Annotated in this window: 21 protein-coding genes; 9 read left to right on the top strand and 12 right to left on the bottom strand. The window is 71.4% G+C overall.

Annotated elements, in window-relative coordinates:
- Positions 1 to 544: 544 nt before the first annotated feature.
- On the top strand, positions 545 to 1,540 hold the full coding sequence (trpS, locus tag OG584_RS14505; RefSeq protein WP_405778237.1) for a tryptophan--tRNA ligase: 996 nt from the start codon (positions 545 to 547) through the stop codon (positions 1,538 to 1,540).
- Between the two features lie 97 nt (positions 1,541 to 1,637).
- On the opposite strand, the gene proC is transcribed toward trpS, so the two are convergent.
- From proC to OG584_RS14525, 4 genes are all read right to left on the bottom strand, one after another.
- Positions 1,638 to 2,447 carry a pyrroline-5-carboxylate reductase gene (proC, locus tag OG584_RS14510; RefSeq protein ID WP_405778238.1) on the bottom strand — a complete coding sequence of 270 codons (810 nt, stop codon included), beginning with the start codon at positions 2,445 to 2,447 and terminating at the stop codon, positions 1,638 to 1,640.
- A gap of 159 nt (positions 2,448 to 2,606) precedes the next feature.
- Positions 2,607 to 3,344, bottom strand: a complete 738-nt coding sequence (locus OG584_RS14515; RefSeq protein WP_405778239.1) for an ABC transporter permease — start codon at positions 3,342 to 3,344, stop codon at positions 2,607 to 2,609.
- On the bottom strand, positions 3,341 to 4,132 hold the full coding sequence (locus OG584_RS14520; protein ID WP_405778240.1) for an ABC transporter ATP-binding protein: 792 nt from the start codon (positions 4,130 to 4,132) through the stop codon (positions 3,341 to 3,343). Before OG584_RS14520 ends, OG584_RS14515 begins: the two co-directional genes overlap by 4 nt.
- A gap of 66 nt (positions 4,133 to 4,198) precedes the next feature.
- A complete protein-coding gene (locus tag OG584_RS14525; RefSeq protein WP_405778241.1) occupies positions 4,199 to 4,951 on the bottom strand; it encodes a class I SAM-dependent methyltransferase in 753 nt (250 codons plus the stop codon).
- 103 nt (positions 4,952 to 5,054) lie between these two features.
- On the opposite strand from OG584_RS14525, the gene OG584_RS14530 reads away from it, so the two are divergent.
- Entirely contained in the window at positions 5,055 to 5,537 is a 483-nt protein-coding gene (locus OG584_RS14530; RefSeq protein WP_405778242.1) for a hypothetical protein, read from the top strand.
- Between the two features lie 97 nt (positions 5,538 to 5,634).
- On the opposite strand, the gene OG584_RS14535 is transcribed toward OG584_RS14530, so the two are convergent.
- The 6 genes from OG584_RS14535 to OG584_RS14560 all read right to left on the bottom strand — a co-directional run bounded on the left by OG584_RS14535 (position 5,635) and on the right by OG584_RS14560 (position 11,971).
- Positions 5,635 to 6,393 carry a class I SAM-dependent methyltransferase gene (locus OG584_RS14535; protein WP_405778243.1) on the bottom strand — a complete coding sequence of 253 codons (759 nt, stop codon included), beginning with the start codon at positions 6,391 to 6,393 and terminating at the stop codon, positions 5,635 to 5,637.
- A 123-nt stretch (positions 6,394 to 6,516) separates the two neighbouring features.
- A complete protein-coding gene (locus tag OG584_RS14540) occupies positions 6,517 to 6,984 on the bottom strand; it encodes a hypothetical protein (RefSeq protein ID WP_405784072.1) in 468 nt (155 codons plus the stop codon).
- A gap of 354 nt (positions 6,985 to 7,338) precedes the next feature.
- Positions 7,339 to 9,189 carry a dihydroxy-acid dehydratase gene (gene ilvD, locus OG584_RS14545; RefSeq protein WP_405778244.1) on the bottom strand — a complete coding sequence of 617 codons (1,851 nt, stop codon included), beginning with the start codon at positions 9,187 to 9,189 and terminating at the stop codon, positions 7,339 to 7,341.
- A gap of 333 nt (positions 9,190 to 9,522) precedes the next feature.
- Positions 9,523 to 10,158 (bottom strand): TetR family transcriptional regulator, encoded by a 636-nt coding sequence (locus OG584_RS14550; protein WP_405778245.1) that lies wholly within the window; start codon positions 10,156 to 10,158, stop codon positions 9,523 to 9,525.
- Positions 10,155 to 10,973 carry a sugar phosphate isomerase/epimerase family protein gene (locus OG584_RS14555; protein WP_405778246.1) on the bottom strand — a complete coding sequence of 273 codons (819 nt, stop codon included), beginning with the start codon at positions 10,971 to 10,973 and terminating at the stop codon, positions 10,155 to 10,157. The genes OG584_RS14550 and OG584_RS14555 overlap by 4 nt, the downstream gene beginning before the upstream one ends.
- A 65-nt stretch (positions 10,974 to 11,038) precedes the next feature.
- Complete coding sequence (locus OG584_RS14560) at positions 11,039 to 11,971, bottom strand: Ppx/GppA family phosphatase (RefSeq protein WP_405778247.1); 933 nt, start codon at positions 11,969 to 11,971, stop codon at positions 11,039 to 11,041.
- Between the two features lie 77 nt (positions 11,972 to 12,048).
- On the opposite strand from OG584_RS14560, the gene OG584_RS14565 reads away from it, so the two are divergent.
- Positions 12,049 to 12,849 carry a hypothetical protein gene (locus OG584_RS14565; RefSeq protein WP_405778248.1) on the top strand — a complete coding sequence of 267 codons (801 nt, stop codon included), beginning with the start codon at positions 12,049 to 12,051 and terminating at the stop codon, positions 12,847 to 12,849.
- 278 nt (positions 12,850 to 13,127) lie between these two features.
- Here OG584_RS14565 and OG584_RS14570 read toward each other — a convergent pair whose 3' ends face one another.
- Positions 13,128 to 14,840 carry a BACON domain-containing protein gene (locus tag OG584_RS14570; protein ID WP_405778249.1) on the bottom strand — a complete coding sequence of 571 codons (1,713 nt, stop codon included), beginning with the start codon at positions 14,838 to 14,840 and terminating at the stop codon, positions 13,128 to 13,130.
- A 172-nt stretch (positions 14,841 to 15,012) separates the two neighbouring features.
- Here OG584_RS14570 and radA point away from each other — a divergent pair, with 172 nt between their 5' ends.
- Both radA and disA read left to right on the top strand, forming a co-directional pair.
- A complete protein-coding gene (gene radA, locus OG584_RS14575) occupies positions 15,013 to 16,410 on the top strand; it encodes a DNA repair protein RadA (RefSeq protein WP_405778250.1) in 1,398 nt (465 codons plus the stop codon).
- Positions 16,411 to 16,466: 56 nt separating this feature from the next.
- Positions 16,467 to 17,618, top strand: coding sequence for a DNA integrity scanning diadenylate cyclase DisA (gene disA / locus OG584_RS14580; protein ID WP_405778251.1), 1,152 nt, complete (start codon positions 16,467 to 16,469; stop codon positions 17,616 to 17,618).
- A gap of 288 nt (positions 17,619 to 17,906) precedes the next feature.
- On the opposite strand, the gene OG584_RS14585 is transcribed toward disA, so the two are convergent.
- Positions 17,907 to 18,743, bottom strand: coding sequence for a hypothetical protein (locus OG584_RS14585; RefSeq protein ID WP_405784073.1), 837 nt, complete (start codon positions 18,741 to 18,743; stop codon positions 17,907 to 17,909).
- Positions 18,744 to 18,926: 183 nt separating this feature from the next.
- Between OG584_RS14585 and OG584_RS14590 the strand changes: the two genes are divergently transcribed.
- The 4 genes from OG584_RS14590 to OG584_RS14605 all read left to right on the top strand — a co-directional run bounded on the left by OG584_RS14590 (position 18,927) and on the right by OG584_RS14605 (position 22,020).
- Positions 18,927 to 19,535 carry a phosphatase PAP2 family protein gene (locus OG584_RS14590; RefSeq protein WP_405778252.1) on the top strand — a complete coding sequence of 203 codons (609 nt, stop codon included), beginning with the start codon at positions 18,927 to 18,929 and terminating at the stop codon, positions 19,533 to 19,535.
- A gap of 16 nt (positions 19,536 to 19,551) precedes the next feature.
- Positions 19,552 to 20,478 carry an A/G-specific adenine glycosylase gene (locus tag OG584_RS14595; RefSeq protein ID WP_405778253.1) on the top strand — a complete coding sequence of 309 codons (927 nt, stop codon included), beginning with the start codon at positions 19,552 to 19,554 and terminating at the stop codon, positions 20,476 to 20,478.
- A 277-nt stretch (positions 20,479 to 20,755) separates the two neighbouring features.
- Positions 20,756 to 21,307, top strand: a complete 552-nt coding sequence (locus OG584_RS14600) for a SigE family RNA polymerase sigma factor (protein ID WP_405778254.1) — start codon at positions 20,756 to 20,758, stop codon at positions 21,305 to 21,307.
- A 56-nt stretch (positions 21,308 to 21,363) separates the two neighbouring features.
- Positions 21,364 to 22,020 carry a hypothetical protein gene (locus OG584_RS14605; protein WP_405778255.1) on the top strand — a complete coding sequence of 219 codons (657 nt, stop codon included), beginning with the start codon at positions 21,364 to 21,366 and terminating at the stop codon, positions 22,018 to 22,020.
- Positions 22,021 to 22,031: the final 11 nt, after the last annotated feature.

The following is a 22,031-nucleotide window of genomic DNA, read 5'->3' on the forward strand; positions in this document are numbered from 1 at the left end:
TGCTTTCCAGTTCCACGCTTTCGCGTTTCCCTTTCCGGCGATTCCGACTCTATCAGATCCTTTCGGGCCTGATCCCCGGTCAGCGGGGCTTGTCTTCCCGGCCGTTGGGCCGTTCCGACGAGTGAGACATTAGCGGATTCCTGGCCCCCGAGCTAATCGGGGGTCACGTTCTTTCGAACGTGGATTCCTCATTTCGCAAAAGCACATGAAAATGACACGACTAGTCGTCGGGCCGTTCGAATGTTTGGTGCGGAATGGCTGTCCGGGGACCGACCTGGGCCGGGGCTCACGTCGGACAGCTCGGAGAACATTACGGAGACGTCAACCCCGTGTCAAGCCGGTCCTGCCTCTGCCCCAGTGGGCGTCCCCGGCACTACAGTGGGGGCCGTGATGACGCGTGCATACACCCTTCGGTGGCGGGCCAGCTGACGGCGGCCCGTACCTTGCGTATGCATTCAACGGCCGCCTTCCCGGCGGCCGTTCGTGTTTCTCCCTCCACGAGCCGGCTGTCGGTGACGGCGGCCTCGTTCGAGAGGTGGAGAAAATGACGCGGATCTTCAGCGGGGTCAAGCCCACCGGGCACCTGACGCTCGGGAACTACCTGGGTGCCGTGCGGCGGTGGGCCGAGGACGACCAGTACCGGGCCGACGCCCTGTTCTGCGTGGTGGACCTGCACGCGCTGACCATGCAGCACGATCCCGCGCGGGTACGGAGACTCAGCCGGCAGGCGGCGACGCTGCTGCTGGCGGCCGGGCTGGACCCCGAGCGGTGCACCGTGTTCGTGCAGAGTCATGTGGACGAGCACGCCAGGCTCTCGTATCTGATGGAGTGCACCGCCACCGACGGCGAGATGCGACGCATGATCCAGTACAAGGAGAAGAGCGTGCAGGCCAAGGGGGCAGGGGACAGTGTGCGGCTCTCGCTGCTCACCTATCCGGCGCTGATGGCCGCGGACATCCTGGCGTACTCGACGGACGAGGTTCCGGTGGGCGAGGACCAGACGCAGCATGTCGAACTGGCCCGCGATCTGGCGGTGCGCTTCAACCAGCGGTACGGGCACACGTTCGTGGTGCCGAAGGCCACGGAACCCGCGGTGGCCGCGCGGGTCATGGACCTCCAGGAGCCGACGTCCAAGATGGGGAAGTCCCACGAGGCGGGTGCGGGGATCGTCTATCTGCTCGACGAGCCCGGAGTGGTGCACAAGAAGGTCATGCGGGCCGTGACCGACAGCGGCCGGGAGGTGGTCCACGACCGGACCGCGAGTCCCGGTGTCGCCAATCTGCTCGAGGTGCTCGGGGCCTGTACGGGGCAGGAGCCCGGGGCACTGGCCGGTACGTACGCGTCGTACGGGGCACTCAAGAAGGACGCGGCCGACGCGGTGGTCGAACTGCTGCGGCCCGTACAGGAACGGCATGCGGCGCTGGCCGCCGATCCCGGCTACCTGGAAGCGGTACTCAGGCGGGGCGCGGAGCGGGCGCGCGCGATGGCCCGGCCGACGGTCGACGCCGCGTACCGGGCCATCGGGCTGCTGGAGCCGTAGGGACGGACAGAAGCGGCGCGGCTCGCGGGTGTCCGTGAGCCGCGCCGGTGCCCGGAGGCGCCGCGGCACCCTGGGTGGCGCGGCGCGGGTGTCCGGGTCAGCCGTTGCCGGAGGCCAGTTCGCGGCTGCGGTCGCGGGCTGCCTCCAGGGCGGCGATGAGCGCGGCCCGTACGCCGTGGCTCTCCAGCTCACGGATCGCGTTGATCGTGGTGCCCGCGGGGCTGGTGACAGCCTCGCGCAGCTTCACCGGGTGCTCGCCGCTGTCCCTCAGCATCACGGCCGCGCCGATGGCCGCCTGGACGATCAGGTCGTGGGCCTGGGCGCGGGGCAGGCCGAGCAGGATGCCCGCGTCGGTCATCGCCTCGACGAGGTAGTAGAAGTACGCCGGGCCCGAGCCGGAGAGCGCGGTGGCCGCGTCCTGCTGGGTCTCCGGCACGCGGAGGGTCTTGCCGACCCCGCCGAAGATCTCGTCGGCATGGGCCAGGTGTGCTTCGGTCGCGTGGCTGCCGGGCGAGATGACGGACATGGCCTCGTCGACCAGCGCCGGGGTGTTCGTCATGACTCGGACGACCGGGGTGCCTGCGGCGAGGCGGTCCTCGAAGAAGGAGGTGGGGATACCTGCCGCACCGCTGATGACCAGGCGGTCCGCGGGGACGTGGGGGGCGAGTTCGTCGAGGAGCTTGCCCATGTCCTGCGGCTTCACCGTGAGGATGAGGATGTCGGCGCGCTCGGCCGCCTCCTGGTTGGTGACCGGCTCCACGCCGTATCGGGTGCGGAGCTCCTCCGCACGGTCGGGGCGGCGGGTGGTGACGAGGAGATTGGTGGCCGGCCAGCCCGCGCGGAGCATTCCGCTGAGGAGCGCTTCGCCGATCTTGCCGGTGCCTAGGACTGCGACTGTCTGGGCCATGGCTCTGTTCACCTCGCCGGTCGGGACTGTCTGTCGGTGGGTCGGTCTGTCGTTCTGTCCGTCTGCCGGGGTCATCCTCGCACCCGGGGTGGTGGGGGCCGGGTGAGTGTCCGACGGGTGGTACGGGCCCGGTGCGGGAGGTGGCGGGTGGACTCGTCCTTACGTCGTGCGGCGGCGGAGCGTTGCCGCTCCCAGGGTCAGGACCAGGAGTGCGCAGCCGCCCACGATCACGATGTCGCGCCCGAAGTCCGTCGTGATGTCGCCGTGGCGCAGTACCTGGTTCATCGCGTCCACCGCGTACGACATCGGCAGCACGTTGGAGAGGCCCTCCAGGATCGGCTGCATCTGGCCGCGCGGTGTGAAGAGTCCGCAGAGCAGCAGTTGGGGGAAGATCACCGCCGGCATGAACTGGACGGCCTGGAACTCCGATGCCGCGAACGCGGAGACGAACAGGCCGAGCGCCGTGCCCAGCAGCGCGTCGAGGAGCGCCACCAGGAGGAGGAGCCATGGGGAGCCTGTGACGTTCAGGTCCAGGAGCCAGACCGAGAGGGCTGTGGCCAGGGCGGACTGGACGATGGCCAGGAGGCCGAAGGCCAGGGCGTATCCGGCGATGATGTCGCCCTTGCCGATGGGCAGGGACAGCAGGCGCTCCAGGGTGCCCGATGTGCGTTCGCGCAGGGTCGCGATCGATGTCACGAGGAACATCGTGATCAGCGGGAAGACGCCCAGGAGTGAGGCGCCGATCGAGTTGAACGTCTGGGGGGAGGCGTCGAACACGTACCGCAGCAGCGTGATCATGACGGCTGGGATCAGCAGCAGGAGCGCGATGGTGCGGGGGTCGTGGCCCAGCTGTCGCAGGACCCGTCCGGCGGTGGCGAGGGTACGGGTGGGGTTCATCGGGCCGTCTCCCCTGCCGTGTCGACCAGGTGGAGGAAAGCCGCCTCGACGGTCGGGGACTCGTTGCGGGCGCGCAGTTCGTCCGGCGTGCCTTCGGCCAGGATCTCGCCCTCGCGCATGAGGAGCAGGCGGTGGCAGCGTTCCGCCTCGTCCATGACGTGGGAGGACACGAGCAGCGTGGTTCCGGCGTCGGCCAGGGTGTGGAACAGAGTCCACAGGTCTCTGCGGAGTACCGGGTCGAGCCCTACGGTCGGCTCGTCGAGTACCAGGAGTTCCGGGGTGCCGAGCAGGGCGACCGCCAGTGAGACGCGGCTGCGCTGGCCGCCGGAGAGGTTGCCGGCGAGGGCGGTCGCGTGCTCGGTCAGGTCGACCTGTTCCAGGGTGCGGGTGACGTCGGCGGATGGCGCCCCCAGGACCGAGGCGAAGTAGTCGAGGTTCTGGCGGACGGTGAGGTCGTCGTAGACGGACGGCGCCTGGGTCACATAGCCGACGCGGTGGCGCAGCGGGGCGGCGCCCGCCGGGTGGTCCAGGACGGTGAGGGCGCCGGTGACCTTGGCCTGAGTGCCTACGACCGCACGCATCAGGGTGGACTTGCCGCAGCCGGACGGGCCGAGCAGGCCGGTGATCCGGCCGCGGGGGACGGTGAAGTCCAGGTCGCGCAGGACGGTTCGGGAGCCTCTGGTGACGGTGAGGCCCCGGGCCTGGACGGCTGCCGGGTGCCGGGTGACTGCCGGGTACGGAGGGGACGCCGTGGGGTGTCCGGTCGCCCGGTCCTGAGAATTCATCATGTGATGAATATTCTCCCTGTGAGCCGCCCCGTCAAGGAGTGCCGGCTGCCGGATGCGTCCGAGCCGTCAGCGGAGCGCCACCCGGAGGTCGACCACGTACGCCTCGCGGACCCCGCCGTGCGGAAAGAGGTCCTTGAGGACGGCGCGCTCCGCGTCGATGAACTCCCTGGTGACCTTCTCCCCCGCGACCAGGAAGACGGAGTGGCTGGCCAGATTGGCGAGGTGGGTGTCGAGGGGGACCTCACGGGTCCAGGGGACCGTCCGGTCGGCGGAGTCCAGACCGCCGAGCTCACGCGTACGCCCGGCGGTTCCGTGCGCGCCGAGCACGATGTCCGCGTCACCGAAGAAGCGCCGGATCCTGGTCGTCTGGTCGGCGATCCACCCGACTCCCCGGTCCGCGACGTTCCACCAGAGGGCCAGCGCGCCGCCGGGGCGCAGGACGCGCATCGCCTCCGGCACCGAGCGGGCCGGGTCCGTCCAGTGCCAGGCCTGGGCGTACGTGATGACGTCGGCCGACGCGTCGGCGAGCGGGAGGCTGTTCCCGTCACCGCGCACGACCGGGACGCCGGGCAGCGTGCGGCGGAACTGTTCCGTCATACCGTCGCCCGGCTCGACCGCGACGATCCGGGCGCCGCGCTCGTGCAGGAGGGACGTGGCCATACCGGTGCCCGCGCCGATGTCGGCGACGCGTGCGCCTGCCAGCGGGCGGCCGGCGAGTTCTTCCACGGCATCCAGGAGAGCGGGCGGATAGGAGGGCCGGTTCGCCGCGTAGGCGGCTGCGACCGCGTTGAAGGAGTGGGCACGCGAGGGGGTCGTCATACGGGCAATCCTGCCCACCCCTCAGGGTTTTCGCCCTCGGATCCGGGGTGGGTCAGGGGCATCCCCCATGGTGTCCGGCGCGCCGGTGACGGAGCGTTGGGGCATGACGCAGAACCTTGGCAAGTCCGTTCCTGAGATGTCCGGATCCGAGCAGCGCAGTCTGGCCATGGCCTCCGCGACGCTCGGCCCGTGGCGGGCCGCCGCCGCTGTCGGTGCGGTGGGGGGCGGGGTCTCGCTCCTGCTCGCCGCACTCGCCGACGGGCTGGGGACGCAGGCCGTCACCAGCGCGGTCTCGGTCGCGCTGTCCGTCTTCTTCATCGTGGGCGGTGCCGGGGCCGCGCTCGGCGGGCGCCCCGGTGCGCGGGTCGACCGGCGGATCCAGCGGTGGTCCGCCGCGCACCCCTGGCGGGTCGCGGCCGTGCCCGCGGTTCTGATGGCTGTCTGTGACGTGGTGATACGGCAGGTACTCGGCTCGGAGAGCTTCTTCAGCAGCCTGGGTGACGCGCTGTGGCACGGGCTTGTTGTCGGCGGGGTGGTCGGCCTGGTGGGCAGGTTCGGTGGGCGACGGGGCCGGGACCGCCGGTGAGGAGCGGCTCCGGGCGGTGGGCCCGGAGCCGCGGCCCTCGGGCGGCGAGGCCGCGGCGCGCGGGCTGTCCTGTCCACGGAGGTTGTGGACAGGACACCTAGTCGGCCGGTTTCCGTACTGCCGTGAGGTTGATGACGTACTCCTCACGCACCCTTCCCTCCGGGAAGATCCGCAGCAGTTCCGCGCGCTCGTCCGCCAGGGCCGGGGCCGCCTTCCCCTCCGGCGCGGCTGCCACGTACGAGCGGCTGCTCAGCTGGGCGATGTGGGTGTCGATGTCCACCTCTCGGGACCACTGGAGGCGGCGGAAGGCAGGGGCCAGCCCGTCGTAGAGGGTCTTGATGATCACGGGGGCCCTGGGGGCCGTCCCGTAGGGGTAGTACTCGGGGAGCCGCTGCTTCAGCCGGGCCTCCTGGTCCGCCGCCCAGCGGACGGCCGGGTCCGGGACGTTCCACCAGAGGGCCAGCACACCGCGCGGCTTCAGGACCCGCAGGGCCTCGGGGACCGAGCGCGTCGGTTCCGTCCAGTGCCAGGCCTGGGCGTACGTCACGAAATCCGCGCAGCCGGAGGCCAGGGGCAGCGCGTCGCCCACACCCTGCACCAGCGGAACGTCGGGGAAGGCTGTGCGCAGCTGTGCGGCCATGCCCGGCCCCGGTTCGACCGCGACGACCTCGGCGCCCCGCTCCCGCAGCAGCCCGGTGGCGATGCCGGTGCCCGCGCCGACGTCGACCACGTACGCGCCCCTGAGCGAGCGGTGCGCCATCTCCTCGACGGCGTCGAAAAGTGCGGGCGGGTACCCGGGGCGTGCTGCGGCGTACTGGGCGGCGACCGAGTCGGAGGACAGTGCGAGTTCCGTCATGTCTGACATCTTCGCGGCGGACGGCCGCGGGAACCAGAGTCAGGGAGCGGAGGGAGACGAGGATCCGCCCGGGAGCTGGCGTACGGGCGGGAGATGGCGGGCCGCGGCCCGCGTGGCCAGCCGTCAGCGGCGTCGGGCCTTCGGCTTTCTGCGGGCTGCCGGGTTTCCGGCGCGGCTGCCCCGGCGCTTCTCGTACGCCGCGACGGCCGTCTCGTACTCGGTGCGGTGCAGCTGCTCGCCGGGGGCCTCGGTGAGGGAACGGACGAAGTACGCCACGAGCGAGCCGATGAATCCGATCGCCTTGAGGCTGCGCAGGGATTCCTCGCGGGCGGGATCGGCGGGGCGGCGGCGGAAGCCGTCCCAGGTGCGGACGAACGCGACCGCACTGCACACGGCGAAGACGGCGACGAAGAGCAGGGAGGCGAAGCTGCCGATGTCGGCCGTCTCCACGCCCTGGTAGGCCAGCCGCATCACGAAGCACGCGGCGACCGTCGCGACCAGCGAACCCGCCGCGACGGCGGCGCGCCGCACCGCGTATCCGTTGTCGTGGCCGACCCAGGCCGTACCGAAGAAGCGGATGGTCTCGGGCAGTGGCCCCCCGGCCCGGCCTTCGCGACCGGCCGTGCCGTCCTTGCCGTCGTCACCGCCCGAGCTCGCGTTCTTCGCGCCGGTCGCGCTCTTCGCGGTGCTGTCGCCGTTGTCGCTCACGGGCCCGATTATCCCCCGCTGCCGAGCGGCGCCCGGCCGGTGGGGTCCAGCCAGTGGTGCCCAGCCGCGGGGAGGCGACGGCCGGCGTCCGGCTGCGTACCGGCACCGGCCTCGGTCATGCCGGTGGCTGCCGAGATGGCGGCCGTCTCCGGGATGGGCTGCGCCCAACGCGCCGGCCCGGACCCACAGCGGGGAGACGCTGTGGGTCCGGGCCGGCCGGGCGCGTGTGTGCGGCGGTCAGCCGAGCTTCGAAACGTCCCTGACCGCACCCCGGTCGGCGCTGGTCGCCATGGCCGCATACGCCTTCAGCGCCTGCGACACCTTGCGCTCGCGGTTCTTCGGCGCGTACACGCCGTTCAGCGCGGCACGGCGGGCCGCCAGTTCCTCGTCGGAGACGAGGAGCTCGATGGAGCGGTCCGGGATGGCGATACGGATGCGGTCGCCGTCCTCGACGAGCGCGATCGTGCCGCCTGCTGCCGCCTCGGGCGAGGCGTGCCCGATCGACAGGCCCGATGTGCCGCCGGAGAAGCGGCCGTCGGTGACCAGTGCGCAGACCTTGCCGAGGCCGCGGCCCTTGAGGAAGGACGTCGGGTAGAGCATCTCCTGCATACCCGGACCGCCCTTGGGGCCCTCGTAGCGGATGACGACGACGTCGCCCGCGGCGATCTCCTTGCGGAGGATCTTGTCGACTGCGTCCTCCTGGGACTCGCAGACCACGGCCGGGCCCTCGAAGGTCCAGATCGACTCGTCGACACCGGCCGTCTTCACGACACAGCCGTCCACCGCCAGGTTGCCCTTGAGGACCGCGAGGCCGCCGTCCTTGGAGTACGCGTGCTCGGCGTCGCGGATGCAGCCGCCCGCCGCGTCCGTGTCGAGGGTGTCCCAGCGCTCGGACTGCGAGAACGCCTCGGCGGAGCGGACGCAGCCGGGGGCCGCGTGCCACAGCTCGACCGCCTCGGCCGACGGGGAGCCGCCGCGCACGTCCCAGGTCTTCAGCCAGTCGGCGAGCGACGGCGAGTGGACGGAGTGCACGTCCTCGTTGAGCATGCCGCCCCGGTACAGCTCACCGAGGATGGCGGGGATGCCTCCGGCGCGGTGCACGTCCTCCATGTAGTACGTGCCACCGGGTGCGACGTTCGGCGCGACCTTGGACAGGCACGGGACGCGGCGCGAGACCTCGTCCATGTCGCCCAGCCCGTAAGGCAGTTCGGCCTCCTGCGCGGCGGCGAGCAGGTGCAGGATCGTGTTGGTCGAGCCGCCCATGGAGATGTCCAGCGCCATAGCGTTGTCGAAGGCGGCGCGGGTGGCGATGGCGCGCGGCAGGACGGTCGCGTCGTCCTGCTCGTAGTGGCGCTTGGTGATCTCGACGACCGTGCGGCCCGCGTTCTCGTACAGCGCCTTGCGGGCGGTGTGGGTGGCGAGCACGGAGCCGTTGCCGGGGAGCGCCAGGCCGAGGGCCTCGGTCAGACAGTTCATCGAGTTGGCGGTGAACATGCCCGAACAGCTGCCGCACGTGGGGCAGGCGTTCTCCTCGATACGGAGGATGTCCTCGTCCGAGATGCTCTCGTCGACCGCGTCGCTGATGGCGTTGACCAGGTCGAGCTTACGGACCGTGCCGTCGACCAGCGTCGCCTTGCCTGCCTCCATCGGACCGCCGGAGACGAAGACCGTGGGGATGTTGAGGCGCAACGCGGCGTTCAGCATGCCGGGAGTGATCTTGTCGCAGTTGGAGATGCAGATCAGCGCATCCGCGCAGTGCGCCTCGACCATGTACTCGACGCTGTCCGCGATGAGGTCGCGCGAGGGGAGGCTGTAGAGCATCCCGCCGTGGCCCATCGCGATCCCGTCGTCCACGGCGATCGTATTGAACTCGCGGGGCACCGCGCCCGCGGCCTTGATCGCCTCGGAGACGATCCGGCCGACCGGCTGGAGGTGCGTGTGGCCCGGCACGAACTCGGTGAAGGAGTTGGCGACCGCGATGATCGGCTTCCCGATGTCCCCGCTCGCTACGCCCGACGCTCGCATGAGGGCACGGGCGCCCGCCATGTTGCGGCCGTGGGTGACTGTGCGGGACCTCAGCTCGGGCATCGTGGCTCGCTCCTTAGGCAGATGTGACTCCCGTCGAGCGTACGCCTGCGCTCCAGGATCCGGACGCGGCGTCCGGATTACGGGATATCGGAACATCGGCCCATCGGAATATCGCCCCATCGAACGATCCGAAAGTCCGCCCATCCCTCCACCCGAACATCGGCCCATCCGTCCAGCCGAACATCGGCCCACCCGAACATCGGCCCGTCGGAATACCGGGAAAGCAGGAGACCGGAACATCCGGAAAGCCGGACATCGGGACATCGGGACATCGGGAGAGCAGGCGGGCCGGGGGCGTGCGGCGTCCGTCCGCACGTCAGCCCGTCCGCTACGTCACTCCGTCAGGTATCTCTGCAGCGTCGGGGCGACCATCGTCACAATGGCGTCCACATCGGCCGAAGCCAGCGGCTCCACCCTGAGCACATACCGCATCATCGCGACGCCGAGCATGTGCGATGCCGCCAGCTCCGCGCGGAACTGCGGATCCGGCACGTCGAGATCCGCGGCCACCCGCTCGAGTACGCGCTGGAAGACGAAACCCCGCACCACATTCGCCGCCGCCTCGTGCGTCAGCGCCGAGCGCATGATCGCCAGCAGCGGGGCGCGGGTCGCCGGGTTCTCCCAGATGCCGAGGAAGGAGCGGGCCAGCTGTTCACCGATGTGTTCGGGGCCCGCGTCCAGCAGGGAGGCAACGAGCTGGACGGGGTCCATGGCCACCTCGATCGCCGCCTCGAACACCTCGTCCTTGGTGCCGAAGTAGTGGTGGACGAGTGCCGCGTCGACCCCGGCCGCCTTCGCGATGCCGCGTACGGAGGTCTTGTCGTACCCCCGCTCGGAGAACTCCGTGCGGGCCGACTCCAGAATGCGCCTGCGCGCTCCGCCACCGTCTGCCGCCCGCTCGCGCGGTGGCCGGCCCCTGCGGCGCGCGGGGGCCGGGGCGGGGCTGCCGTCTCCTGCGGGGCCGGTCACGTGTGGCGTGCCCGGGTCGCCAGGTGGAGGCGGGTGAAGGCCAGGGCCTCCGCCAGGTCGGCCTCGCGTTCCGCTGTGGACATCGCGCGGCGGGTGTTGACCTCGATGACCACGTGACCGTCGAAGCCGCTGCCCGCGAGCCCCTCGAGCAGCTCCGCGCAGGGCTGTGTGCCGCGGCCCGGCACCAGGTGCTCGTCCTTGCCGGAACCCCGGCCGTCCGCGAGGTGCACATGGGCGAGGCGCGGGCCCATCCGCTCGATCATCGCCATCGCGTCGGTGCGGGCGGTCGCGGTGTGCGAGAGATCGGCGGTGAAGTGCCGGTAGTCGTGGTTGGTGACGTCCCAGTCGGGGGCGTACGCGAGCATCTCGCGGTCCCGGTAGCGCCACGGGTACATGTTCTCCACGGCGAACCGCACATCGGTCTCGTCCGCCATCCGCCAGATCCCGTCGACGAAGTCACGGGCGTAGTTCCGTTGCCAGCGGAAGGGCGGATGGACGACGACGGTGGAGGCGCCGAGCCGCTCCGCGGCCGACCTGGCGCGCTGGAGCTTGGTCCAGGGATCGGTGGACCAGACCCGCTGGGTGATGAGCAGACACGGCGCGTGCACGGCGAGGACCGGCATCCGGTGATGGTCGGAGAGTCTGCGCAGCGCTTCGATGTCCTGGCTGACGGGATCCGTCCACACCATCACCTCGACGCCGTCGTAGCCGAGGCGCGCGGCGATCTCGAAGGCCGTCGCCGTCGACTCCGGGTACACGGACGCCGTGGACAGCGCGACCTTCGCATCCGGGATGCGCACCACTGGTTCTGCCACGGAAGACAGCGTACGGGCCTGCCGGGGTCCCCCGTCCGGATCAGGCCCGATCCGGACGGGAGGCCCTATCTGACCGGGAGATGGTCGAGGCGGCGCAGGATGACGCCTTCGCGCAGCGCCCAGGGGCAGACTTCGAGTTCGTCGGCCCCGAGCAGATCCATCGCACCCTCCGCGACCAGCGCTCCCGCGAGGAGCTGGGGGGCGCGCTCGGCGGATACCCCGGGGAGCCGGGAGCGCTCGGCCGAGGTCATCACGGCGAGTCTGGGGACCCACTCCTCAAGTGACTTACGACTCAGTCCGCGGGGCACGTACGGGCCGTCGCCGGAGCGCGCGGCGCCCGCTATACGGGCCAGTTGCTTGAAGGTCTTGGAGGTCGCGACCACCCGGTCCGGTCTGCCGAAGCGGGCGAACTCGGCGACGGTCCTGGCGATCTCCGCGCGGACATGGCGGCGCAGCGCCCTGACGTCCTGCGGGTCGGGCGGATCGCCCGGCAGCCAGGTGTGGGTCAGCCGGCCCGCGCCGAGCGGCAGTGACACCGCGGCGTCGGGGTCCTCGTCGATGCCGTACGCGATCTCCAGCGAGCCGCCGCCGATGTCGAGGAGCAGCACCTTGCCAGCGGACCAGCCGAACCAGCGGCGGGCCGCGAGGAAGGTGAGGCGGGCCTCGTCGGGGCCGGTGAGGACCTGGAGGTCGACACCGGTCTCGTCGCGTACCCGGGCGAGGACGTGGTCGGCGTTGGCCGCCTCGCGCACGGCGGATGTGGCGAACGCCAGGACACTCTCGGCGCCCTTGTCCTCGGCGGCCCGCAGCGCGTCGCTGACGGTGGCGACCAGCCGGTCGATTCCCTCGGGGCCGATCGCGCCCTCGGCGTCGAGCAGTTCGGCCAGGCGCAGCCCCACTTTGTGCGAGTGCGCCGGAAGGGGGCGGGCGCCGGGGTGCGCGTCGACCACCAGGAGGTGAACCGTGTTCGAACCGACGTCGAGGACTCCGAGTCTCATGGACGGAACGCTACTGGCCCGGCGCAAGCGGGTGGCTGTTCGGGCTGATGAGGGTGGTGTCCCCGTACGCTGGGTGCGTGCCGAAGACGAAAAAGGCGAAGCCGGGCAAAACTGCCGGGCAGCTGAAGCCGAAGAGTGACGAACAGGGCCTGGATTTCGCCCGTGCCTGGGTCGAGTTCCCGGACCCCGCCGACGACGAACAGATCTTCCGATGTGACCTGACCTGGCTCACCTCACGGTGGACCTGCATCTTCGGCAGCGGCTGCCAGGGCATCGAGGCGGGCCGCGCCGACGACGGGTGCTGCACGCTGGGGGCGCACTTCTCGGACGAGGAGGACGAGCAGCGGGTGGCCGGTCACGTGGAGCGGCTCACGCCGGATCTCTGGCAGTTCCACGACGTCGGCACGGACACCGGGTGGGTCCAGCTCGACGATGACGGGGAGCGCCAGACCCGGCGCTGGAACGGTTCCTGCATCTTCCAGAACCGGCCCGGGTTCGCGGGTGGCGCGGGCTGTTCGCTGCACATCCTGGCGCTGCGCGAAGGCAAGGAGCCGCTGGAGACGAAGCCGGACGTGTGCTGGCAGCTGCCGGTCCGCCGTACGTACGACTGGATCGAGCGGCCCGACGAGTCGCGGGTGCTGCAGATCTCGATCGGTGAGTACGACCGGCGCGGCTGGGGCCCCGGCGGTCACGACCTGCACTGGTGGTGCACGTCGGCGACGTCCGCTCACGGTGCGGGTGACCCGGTCTTCGTGACGTACCGGCCCGAGCTGATCGAGCTGATGGGCGCACCGGCGTACGAGCGCCTGGTGGAGCTGTGCGAGGAGCGGCTCTCGGCACTGCTGCCGATGGCTCCGCATCCGGCCGACCCTCGGTAGCGCTTCGCGTGCGGCGGCCCGCGGGAGGGACGGCTCCGCGCTGAGCCGCCTGCACCGCGGTGCGGACGGCTCAGCGCCGGCCGGCCGCGGGAAGGGCGGCTTCGCGCCGGGCAGCCCGCGGGGCGGGCGGCTTCGCGCTGGGCGCCGCACTGCGGGGCGGGCGGCTTCGTGTTCCTGAGCGGGCCGTCCTCGCGGGGGCCGGCCGGCCGCTCGGGGTCCGGGCTCAGGGGGCATGCCGTGTGGCGGGGCGGGCTTCGTGTCGCCCCTGGCTTCTGTGTCTACGACGGTGACGGCGTGGCCGTGGCCGAGGGCGGTGGTGTCGTCGGCGGGTCCGAGACCGTCGGCGTGGGGGTGGGCGTCGGGTCGGAAGGCGTCGGCGTCGGGTCCGACCGGGTCGGTGTGGGGGTGGGCCGGCCCGGCGATGTCGGCCTGCCGTGGCCGCCGTGACCGTGACCGTGACCGCCGTGACCGTGGCCGTGGCCGTGGTCCCCTGCCCCCCAGCCGTATCCGCGCAGCGAGACCACGGCGCCCGAGGGGGCGAAGGCGATCCGGGCCGACCAGGCACCCGAGGGTTCGTTGCGGTGGTCCACGTACACCCGGATCGTGATCGAGCCGCCGGGCGACAGCACGCCCGAGGCGCTGCTCAGGTAGAGCCACGGTGCGCTCCTGGCGGCCGACCAGGCGACCGGGCGGTCTCCGCCGTTGGTCAGCGTGACCGATGTCCGCCCGCCGGCCACGCGGGCCGTGACCCTCAGCGAGCCGGCGGCCAACGATCCGCCGCCCGACTGCTTCTTGCCCGCGTCCGGGCTGATGACCTCCACGGACACGTCGGGCGAACTGTCGTCGCCCGCGGAGGGGGTGGGCTGGGTGCGGGCGTTGCCCGCGTTCTCGTAGTGGTCGTACGGGCCGCCGCCGTCGCTGCCCGGCCCGTCCGCCTCGCTCGACGTCACCGATCCGCCGTGCCCCTCGCCGGTGGAAGGAGCGTGGCGGTACGCGGCCCACAGGGCCAGCACCGGAGCGGCGACGACCGTCGCGACGACTGTGGTCGTCACGGCACGGGAGCGCAGCCGGTCACGGCGCGCGGCGCGGTCCTTGGGGGCCAGCGGGAAGCCGGTGCGGCCGAAGCGCGGGGCGTGGCCGCGGGGCGCGTGCAGCATCGCCGTGTACGCGGCGGATCGTTCCGCCACGACGAGCGGCAGGGCGGCTGGGGTGGCCGGTGTGACGCTGGAACCGGGCCACGGGCCCGTTGCCCCGGCGCGCTCGGCGACCCGGCGGCAGCGGGGGCAGTCGTCAACGTGGCGGACGAGCTCGCGGCGCAGCGCCGTGGAGAGCAGGACCCGGTGATCACCGGTGAGCCGGGCGACGCTGGGGCAGTTGCCGGTCTCGACGACGGCGAGGGCCGCCCGGGTCCGCTCGACCTCACAGGCGCCTGCGGCCAGCAGTTCCCGCGCGGCCGCGTGCTCCAGGCCGAGCACGGCGGCGACTTCGCGCGGGCCGAGTCCGTGGCGCACCGCGAGCTCCAGCGCCTCGCGCTGCTCGGGTGTGGTGCCGGCCGCCTCGGGCCAGGCGAGCGTCGCGAGGTCGCGGCGCTGCCGCTCGGCGGCCTCGGCCGCCCCCGGCTCCTCGGGCGGCGCCATGGGCGCAGGCTCGGGCTCCGGCGCGCGGCCCGAGTGCGCGCCGGGACGCAGCCGCTTCTTCTCGGCGAGCTTGCGCAGGCAGGCCCAGCGCGCGAGCGCGTAGAGCCAGGCCCGGCGGCTCTGTTCGCCGGAGGGACAGCGGCTGAACTGGCGTTCCGAGACGGCCAGCACCTCGCCGAGCACGGCGGTCGCCTCCGCGTGGTCGCACAGGACGGAGAGGCAATAGGTGAAAAGACCGTCCAGATATGCCTCGTACCGGACCGGCGGCCGCTGCTCCGCCGGGTGGGGGGCGCGCCGTTGCGCCCGGTGTGCGCCGGTGGTGTGTGTGGGGTTCTCCAGCCTGCTGCTCGTCACCCGGCCGACGGTAGGCCGGTAATAGCCGCCGTCCAGCACCTCTTGAGGGCATTTAATCCTTACGGGTGAACGTATCCCTCAAAAGGGGACACGAATCGTTCATTCCGACAGCTGCCCGGCCGCATCCGCCGCTGTGGGATCCGCTGTCGGTGCGGGCGGTTACGGTGGCGCCATGGCCACCCGCGCGAAGACCAGAGACCGGCCGTCCTACCGCTGCACCGAATGCGGGTACTCGACGGCCAAGTGGCTGGGCCGCTGCCCCGAGTGCCAGACGTGGGGGACGGTCGAGGAGCAGGGCGGCGGACCCGCCGTGCGGACGACCGCAGCCGGTCCGGTCAGCAGCGCCGCCGTCCCCATCGGGCAGGTCGACAGCCGGACGGCGACAGCGCGTTCGACCGGCGTCGCCGAGCTCGACCGGGTGCTCGGTGGCGGTCTGGTGCCCGGCGCCGTGGTGCTGCTCGCGGGCGAGCCGGGCGTCGGCAAGTCCACGCTGCTGCTCGATGTCGCCGCGAAAGCCGCCGGCTCCGACCACCGCACGCTCTATGTGACGGCCGAGGAGTCCGCGAGCCAGGTCCGGCTGCGTGCCGACCGGATCCACGCGATCAACGACCATCTCTATCTGGCCGCCGAGACGGATCTCGCGGCGGTGCTCGGCCACCTCGACGCGGTCAAACCGTCCCTGCTGGTCCTGGACTCCGTACAGACCGTGGCGTCGCCCGAGCTGGACGGCGCGCCGGGCGGTATGGCGCAGGTCCGTGAGGTGGCGGGCGCGTTGATCCGCGCCTCCAAGGAGCGCGGGATGTCCACCCTGCTCGTCGGGCACGTCACGAAGGACGGCGCCATCGCAGGGCCCCGGCTCCTGGAACATCTGGTGGATGTCGTGCTGTCCTTCGAGGGCGACCGGCACGCCCGGCTGCGCCTGGTCCGCGGCGTCAAGAACAGGTACGGGGCGACCGACGAGGTCGGCTGCTTCGAACTGCACGACGAGGGCATCACCGGGCTCGCCGACCCGAGCGGGCTGTTCCTGACGCGCCGTGACGAACCGGTGCCCGGGACGTGTCTGACGGTCACACTGGAGGGCAAGCGCCCGCTGGTCGCCGAGGTCCAGGCCCTCACGGTCGACTCCCAGATCCCCTCGCCCCGGCGCACCACGTCCGGTCTGGAGACCTCCCGGGTCTCGATGATGCTCGCCGTCCTGGAGCAGCGCGGCAGGATCAGCGCGCTCGGCAAGCGGGACATCTACACGGCGACGGTGGGCGGCGTGAAGCTCACCGAACCGGCCGCCGACCTGGCCGTGGCACTGGCCCTGGCCTCCGCCGCGAGCGACGTCCCGCTCCCGAAGAACCTGGTGGCGATCGGCGAAGTGGGGCTTGCCGGCGAGGTCAGAAGGGTCACCGGCGTCCAGCGCAGGCTCTCCGAGGCACACCGTCTCGGCTTCACCCACGCCCTCGTACCGACCGATCCGGGGAAGGTCCCCGCCGGCATGAAGGTCATCGAAGTGGCGGACATGGGAGACGCGCTGCGGGTCCTTCCGCGCCGTTCAAGGGCCCGCGCGCCTCAGGACGAGTGAGTGCGCCGGTAGACTTTGCCCTGGTCTCGCCTGTCCGTACGAGCCGGAGGAGTGCAGTGGCAGCCAATGACCGAGCAGCACCCGGGAGATCCGGCGGGAGCTCGTCCGGCAATGAAGCGCTGATGCGTGCCACGCTGAGCGCTGTCGCGCCCGGCACAGCGCTGCGCGACGGCCTGGAGCGCATCCTCCGCGGCAACACCGGCGGGCTGATCGTGCTGGGCATGGACAAGAGCGTCGAAGCCATGTGCACCGGCGGCTTCGTCATGGACGTGGAGTTCGCCGCGACCCGCCTCAGGGAGCTGTGCAAGCTCGACGGCGCGCTGATCCTCGACAAGGATCTGACCAAGATTCTCCGGGCCGGTGTCCAGCTCGTCCCGGACGCGTCGATCCCCACCGAGGAGACCGGCACCCGCCACCGCACGGCCGACCGTGTCTCCAAGCAGTGCGGCTTCCCGGTCGTCTCCGTATCCCAGTCGATGCACCTGATCGCGCTGTACGTGGACGGGGAGCGCCGGGTCCTGGAGGAGTCCGCGGCGATCCTGTCCCGCGCCAACCAGGCCCTGGCCACACTGGAGCGGTACAAGCTCCGTCTCGACGAGGTCGCGGGCACGCTCTCCGCGCTGGAGATCGAGGACCTGGTGACGGTCCGGGACGTGACAGCGGTCGCGCAGCGGCTCGAGATGGTCCGGCGGATCGCGACCGAGATCGCCGAGTACGTGGTGGAGCTGGGCACCGACGGCCGGCTGCTCTCCCTCCAGCTCGACGAGCTGATCGCGGGGGTCGAGCCGGAGCGGGAACTGGTGGTCAGGGACTACGTGCCGGAGCCGACGTCCCCCAGAGCGGCCTCCGGGAGGGGCCCCCAGCGTCCGCGTACGGTCACCGAGGCGCTCGTCGAGCTGAACACGCTGAGCCACACGGAGCTGCTCGAACTGCCCGTGGTGGCAAGGGCGCTGGGGTACAGCGGATCCCCCGAGACGCTCGACTCGGCGGTGTCGCCGCGCGGGTACCGGCTGCTGGCGAAGGTGCCGCGGCTGCCCGGAGCGATCATCGAGCGTCTTGTCGAGCACTTCGGCGGGCTGCAGAAGCTGCTCGCTGCGAGCGTGGACGACCTGCAGACGGTGGACGGGGTCGGGGAGGCGCGGGCGCGCAGCGTACGGGAAGGGCTGTCGCGGCTCGCGGAGTCTTCGATTCTGGAGCGGTACGTGTAGGCAGCGGCCTTCCTCCGGGGTGCGGGTCCTCTCGGGGCTCCGCCCCGGACACCGCTCCGCTCCGGACACCGCTCCGCCCCCGGACGCCGCTTCTCAGCTTCCCCGGGCCACCGCTGGGCCGTGCTCACCGGAGGGGCTTGCACTGGCTTGCCGGTGAGCTTCGCGTCCCTCGCCCGGCCGGGACCGGGGTTCTCGCCCTGGGGCTCGCTCTCCTCGTACCCGGAGAGCGTGAACCCCCGTCGGGGCCTGATCCCCCGCCCCGCGAGGCCCGGGTTCGTCAGTCCTTCGTCAGTCCTTCGTCAGGACAACCGAGGTCTGCTTGCGGGGCATGCCAGGCGCCTTGGCCTCGACCAGGTAGGTCCCGGCCCCCACAGTCTTCGGACCCGGCTTCGTGCACTTCGGTGCCGACTTCTTGCGGTCCCATTCCACGGTGTGCTTGATGGTGCTGTTGGCGGGGACCTCGAAGAGCAGTGCCCCGCCGTCCTTCGGGCAGTCCTTCGACGACCAGACGACATGGTCGTCGATGGCCGATGTGATCGTGAACACAGTGCCCTTCGGTCCGAAGTCGACCTTGCAGGCCTTCGCCGAGCTGTTCTTCGCGATCAGGTCGAACTTGAGCTTCTCACCGGGCGGGTAGCTGTTCTTGGGGTTGTGCAGCGTCAACTGGACCGCTCCCGACGTGCAGTCGGGGAGGCTGGAGCCCGCGGGAACCTGGCGGCCTGCACTGGCCCCGCCACCGCCCGGCCCCGAACCTCCGCTGCCACCAGCGCCGTTGGAACCGCCACCGCCGACCGGATCAGTGCCGCCGGAGCCGCTGCCCGCACCGCCGGAGCCACCCGAGCCCGATCCCGAATCCGAACCGGACGAGGAGCCCGACCCGCCGGAATCGCCCGACCCGCCGGTCCCGCCCGGGGCTTGGCTGATCGCCGGGCCCGATCCGGAAGGGCCGGGGGTGATGGAAGGCGCGGGATTGGGCCCCTTCGCCCCGGAACCACCGTGCTTCCCACCGCCCATCGACGCGACCATCCACACGACGAGAAGGGCGAGCAGCGCAACCAGAGTCGACGCCACTGCCCTCCGTCGCCAGTAGATGGAGGAGGGAAGCGGCCCGACCGGATTGCGCATAGATCCCACGTCGCAAACTGTACGAGAGATCAGGCCCAACTCAGGCCCCACCCGCCGCCGTCCGTGCAACTTTTACGGATCATCATTCCGCAGACCACCGCCGGTGTCTCTCCCGCGGGCCGTACGGGCCGTACAAGATCGCTCGTGGTGACCGCTCAGGGATGATCCATACTGTCCGTCACCATGGACAGTTCTTCCGAGCTCTACAGAAACATCCTCGAATTCGCGCACTCCACCCCCTCCTGGGTGCAGCAGCTCATGGAGCTGTGGACCGAGGCCGGTCTGCTGCTCTTCGCCGTGCTGTTCGTCGTCGTGTGGTGGCGGGCGCGCACGGCGTCCGCGCAGTCGATGGCGCTGGCGCTGATCGCACCGCTGGGGACGGCCGTCGCGTACGTCCTCAGCGAGGTGCTCAAGTCGGTGATCCACGAGGACCGGCCGTGCCGGGCCGTCTCCGGGGCGATGAGACCTCTGATCGACTGCCCGGCGCCCGGCGACTGGTCGTTCCCCAGCAACCACTCGATCATCGCGGCGGCCGCGGCGGTCGGCCTCTCCATCGCCCTGGTGCGGCTGGTCTGGCTGACCGTGCCGGTGGCGGTGCTGATGGCCTTCTCGCGGGTCTTCGTCGGCGTGCACTATCCGCACGACGTGATCGTCGGCCTGATCCTCGGGGCGCTGGTCGCACTCCTCGTCATCGAGGGGCTGACCCGGCCGGTGCGGTCGCTGGTGGAGACGGCGCGGTCGGGCGACATCCGCGTGGCGGCCTGGTTCGTGGGGCCGGGTGCCCGGAGCTGAGAGGATCGGATGTGCCATGACTGCAACCACTGAGACTTCGAAACCCGCCGCCGCCCTCCCCGACCCCACCCCCGAGGCCCTGCACTCCGCCGTCATCACCTGGTTCGGCGCGAACGCCCGCGATCTGCCCTGGCGCCGCCCCGAGGCGGGTGCCTGGGGGGTCATGGTCAGCGAGTTCATGCTCCAGCAGACCCCCGTCGCCAGGGTGCTGCCGGTGTACGAACAGTGGCTGGCCCGCTGGCCCCGCCCGTCCGATCTCGCCGCCGAGGCGCCCGGTGAGGCGGTCCGCGCCTGGGGCAGGCTCGGCTATCCGCGCCGCGCCCTGCGCCTCCACGGGGCGGCACAGGCGATCACGGAGCGGCACAACGGCGAGGTGCCGTCCGAGCACGGGCAGCTGATCTCGCTGCCCGGTATCGGCGAGTACACGGCGGCGGCCGTCGCGTCCTTCGCGTACGGGCGGCGCCACGCAGTCCTGGACACCAACGTGCGGCGGGTCTTCGCCCGCGCGGCCACCGGCGTCGAATATCCGCCGAACGCCACCACGGCCGCCGAGCGTGCCCTGGCCCGCACCCTCCTGCCGGACGACGAGGTGACGGCGGCCCGCTGGGCCGCGGCATCCATGGAGCTGGGCGCCCTGGTCTGCACGGCAAAGAGCCCCGAGTGCGGGCGCTGCCCCATCGCCGGGCAGTGCGCCTGGCGGCTGGCCGGCAAACCGGCTCATGTGGGGGCCCCACGGCGTGGACAGACGTACGCGGGTACGGACCGCCAGGTTCGCGGCAAACTCCTCGCGGTGCTGCGCGACGCGTCCACCCCGGTACCGCAGTCACAGCTCGACGCCGTGTGGCACGAGCCTGTTCAGCGGGCCAGGGCGCTGGACGGGCTCGTCGCCGACGGGCTCGTCGAACCGATGGCGGACGGGGTGTACCGGCTCCCGCTCACCTGACGCGGCTGTGGACCTGTGCCGGACCGCCTGTCGTCCGGACCGGCACCGGGTCAGCACGGCCAGGCCCGGTTCAGCCCGGATCGGTTCGGTTCGGCCCGGCCCGGTTCGGCCCGGAAACAGCTCGTTCCCGCTTCAAACCTGGTCGCCGTTACACAATCGATGGGCAGCCGTGCGGCTGCCGACGGCTGGAACGCACAGCTCCGTGACAACGCCTCCGTAGCTTCGTGGACAGACCACAGAACAGCTTGAACACGGGGAACGACGGAGGCGGTTGGGTATGGCGCACGCTGAGGTGCTCGAATTCGAGGAGTATGTACGCACCAGGCAGGACGCCCTGCTGCGAAGCGCCCGCCGGCTGGTACCCGACCCCGTCGACGCCCAGGACCTGCTGCAGACCGCCCTGGCACGCACCTACCGCCGCTGGGAAGGCATCGCCGACAAGTCGCTTGCCGACGCCTATCTCCGCCGCGTCATGATCAACACCCGCACCGAGTGGTGGCGCGCCCGCAGGCTGGAGGAAGTCCCCACCGAGCAGCTGCCCGACGCGAGCGTCGAGGACGGCACGGAGCAGCACGCCGACCGCGCGCTGCTGATGGACATCCTGAAGGTGCTCGCTCCCAAGCAGCGCAGCGTCGTCGTCCTGCGACACTGGGAGCAGATGAGCACCGAGGAGACGGCTGCCGCGCTCGGTATGTCTGCCGGTACGGTGAAGAGCACGCTGCACCGTGCGCTCGCGCGGCTCCGGCAGGAGCTGGAGAGCCGCGACATCGACGCGCGTGCGCTGATCCGTGGGGAACAAGAGATGGGGCGGGAGCGGTGCGCGGCCTGACAGAGGGCCTTCAGGACGACGGTCCTGGCGGCCCCGGGTGCGACGACCGGAGCACTATGGCCAGAACCGGAAGAGGCACATTGGCGGCGGGTGTCACGGCGGTTGCCGGACTCGCCGTTGTCGGGCTGTTCGTGGCGGGCTGCGATTCGGGCGGTACCGGGACGCGCGACGAGGGAGCGGCCCATTCGGTCCCCGCGGTCGCGCCCACGAAGGATCCGGGTTCGGCGGCCGCCGCCCGGCCGGGCGAGCGGGTCGACCCGGTGACGCTCCTGAAGCAGGACTCGGCGGTCAGCGCGGCGGTCAAACGTGATCTGAAGCCGTGCTCGGGGAGCGACTACCCGGTCGACGTCTCGTACGCGCGGCTGACCGGCGGTGACGTCGCCGACGTCGTGGTGAACGTGATGACGTGCCGCAGTGCGGTGGGGGTCGCCACGTACGTCTACCGTTCCCAGGGCGGCTCGTACAAGAACGTCTTCGGGTCCGAGGCCGCGCCCGTCTACTCCGAGATCGACCGGGGCGATCTCGTGGTCACGAAGCAGCAGTACGCGAAGGGCGACTCGATGTCGTACGCGTCGAGCGAGGACGTGATCACGTACCACTGGACGAACAACAAGTTCGCGCAGACCGACGCCGTGCACACCGACTTCAGCCGGGCGGTCGGCGACGGGGACGCCGACGGGGACCCCTCCACCACCAGCCCCACGGGCAACTGAGAGAGCAGCGG

This window comes from Streptomyces sp. NBC_00859 (assembly GCF_045161865.1).
GTDB lineage: Bacteria > Actinomycetota > Actinomycetes > Streptomycetales > Streptomycetaceae > Streptomyces.

Excerpts from the sequence above, each read along its gene's own strand:
- OG584_RS14605 (WP_405778255.1), top strand. The coding sequence starts at position 21,364 with ATGGCCAGAACCGGAAGAGGCACATTGGCGGCGGGTGTCACGGCGGTT.
- ilvD (WP_405778244.1), bottom strand. The coding sequence starts at position 9,189 with ATGCCCGAGCTGAGGTCCCGCACAGTCACCCACGGCCGCAACATGGCG.
- OG584_RS14520 (WP_405778240.1), bottom strand. The coding sequence starts at position 4,132 with ATGATGAATTCTCAGGACCGGGCGACCGGACACCCCACGGCGTCCCCT.
- OG584_RS14590 (WP_405778252.1), top strand. The coding sequence starts at position 18,927 with ATGGACAGTTCTTCCGAGCTCTACAGAAACATCCTCGAATTCGCGCAC.
- OG584_RS14585 (WP_405784073.1), bottom strand. The coding sequence starts at position 18,743 with ATGCGCAATCCGGTCGGGCCGCTTCCCTCCTCCATCTACTGGCGACGG.
- OG584_RS14530 (WP_405778242.1), top strand. The coding sequence starts at position 5,055 with ATGACGCAGAACCTTGGCAAGTCCGTTCCTGAGATGTCCGGATCCGAG.
- OG584_RS14515 (WP_405778239.1), bottom strand. The coding sequence starts at position 3,344 with ATGAACCCCACCCGTACCCTCGCCACCGCCGGACGGGTCCTGCGACAG.
- OG584_RS14595 (WP_405778253.1), top strand. The coding sequence starts at position 19,552 with ATGACTGCAACCACTGAGACTTCGAAACCCGCCGCCGCCCTCCCCGAC.
- trpS (WP_405778237.1), top strand. The coding sequence starts at position 545 with ATGACGCGGATCTTCAGCGGGGTCAAGCCCACCGGGCACCTGACGCTC.
- OG584_RS14535 (WP_405778243.1), bottom strand. The coding sequence starts at position 6,393 with ATGACGGAACTCGCACTGTCCTCCGACTCGGTCGCCGCCCAGTACGCC.
- OG584_RS14560 (WP_405778247.1), bottom strand. The coding sequence starts at position 11,971 with ATGAGACTCGGAGTCCTCGACGTCGGTTCGAACACGGTTCACCTCCTG.
- proC (WP_405778238.1), bottom strand. The coding sequence starts at position 2,447 with ATGGCCCAGACAGTCGCAGTCCTAGGCACCGGCAAGATCGGCGAAGCG.
- OG584_RS14600 (WP_405778254.1), top strand. The coding sequence starts at position 20,756 with ATGGCGCACGCTGAGGTGCTCGAATTCGAGGAGTATGTACGCACCAGG.
- radA (WP_405778250.1), top strand. The coding sequence starts at position 15,013 with ATGGCCACCCGCGCGAAGACCAGAGACCGGCCGTCCTACCGCTGCACC.
- OG584_RS14525 (WP_405778241.1), bottom strand. The coding sequence starts at position 4,951 with ATGACGACCCCCTCGCGTGCCCACTCCTTCAACGCGGTCGCAGCCGCC.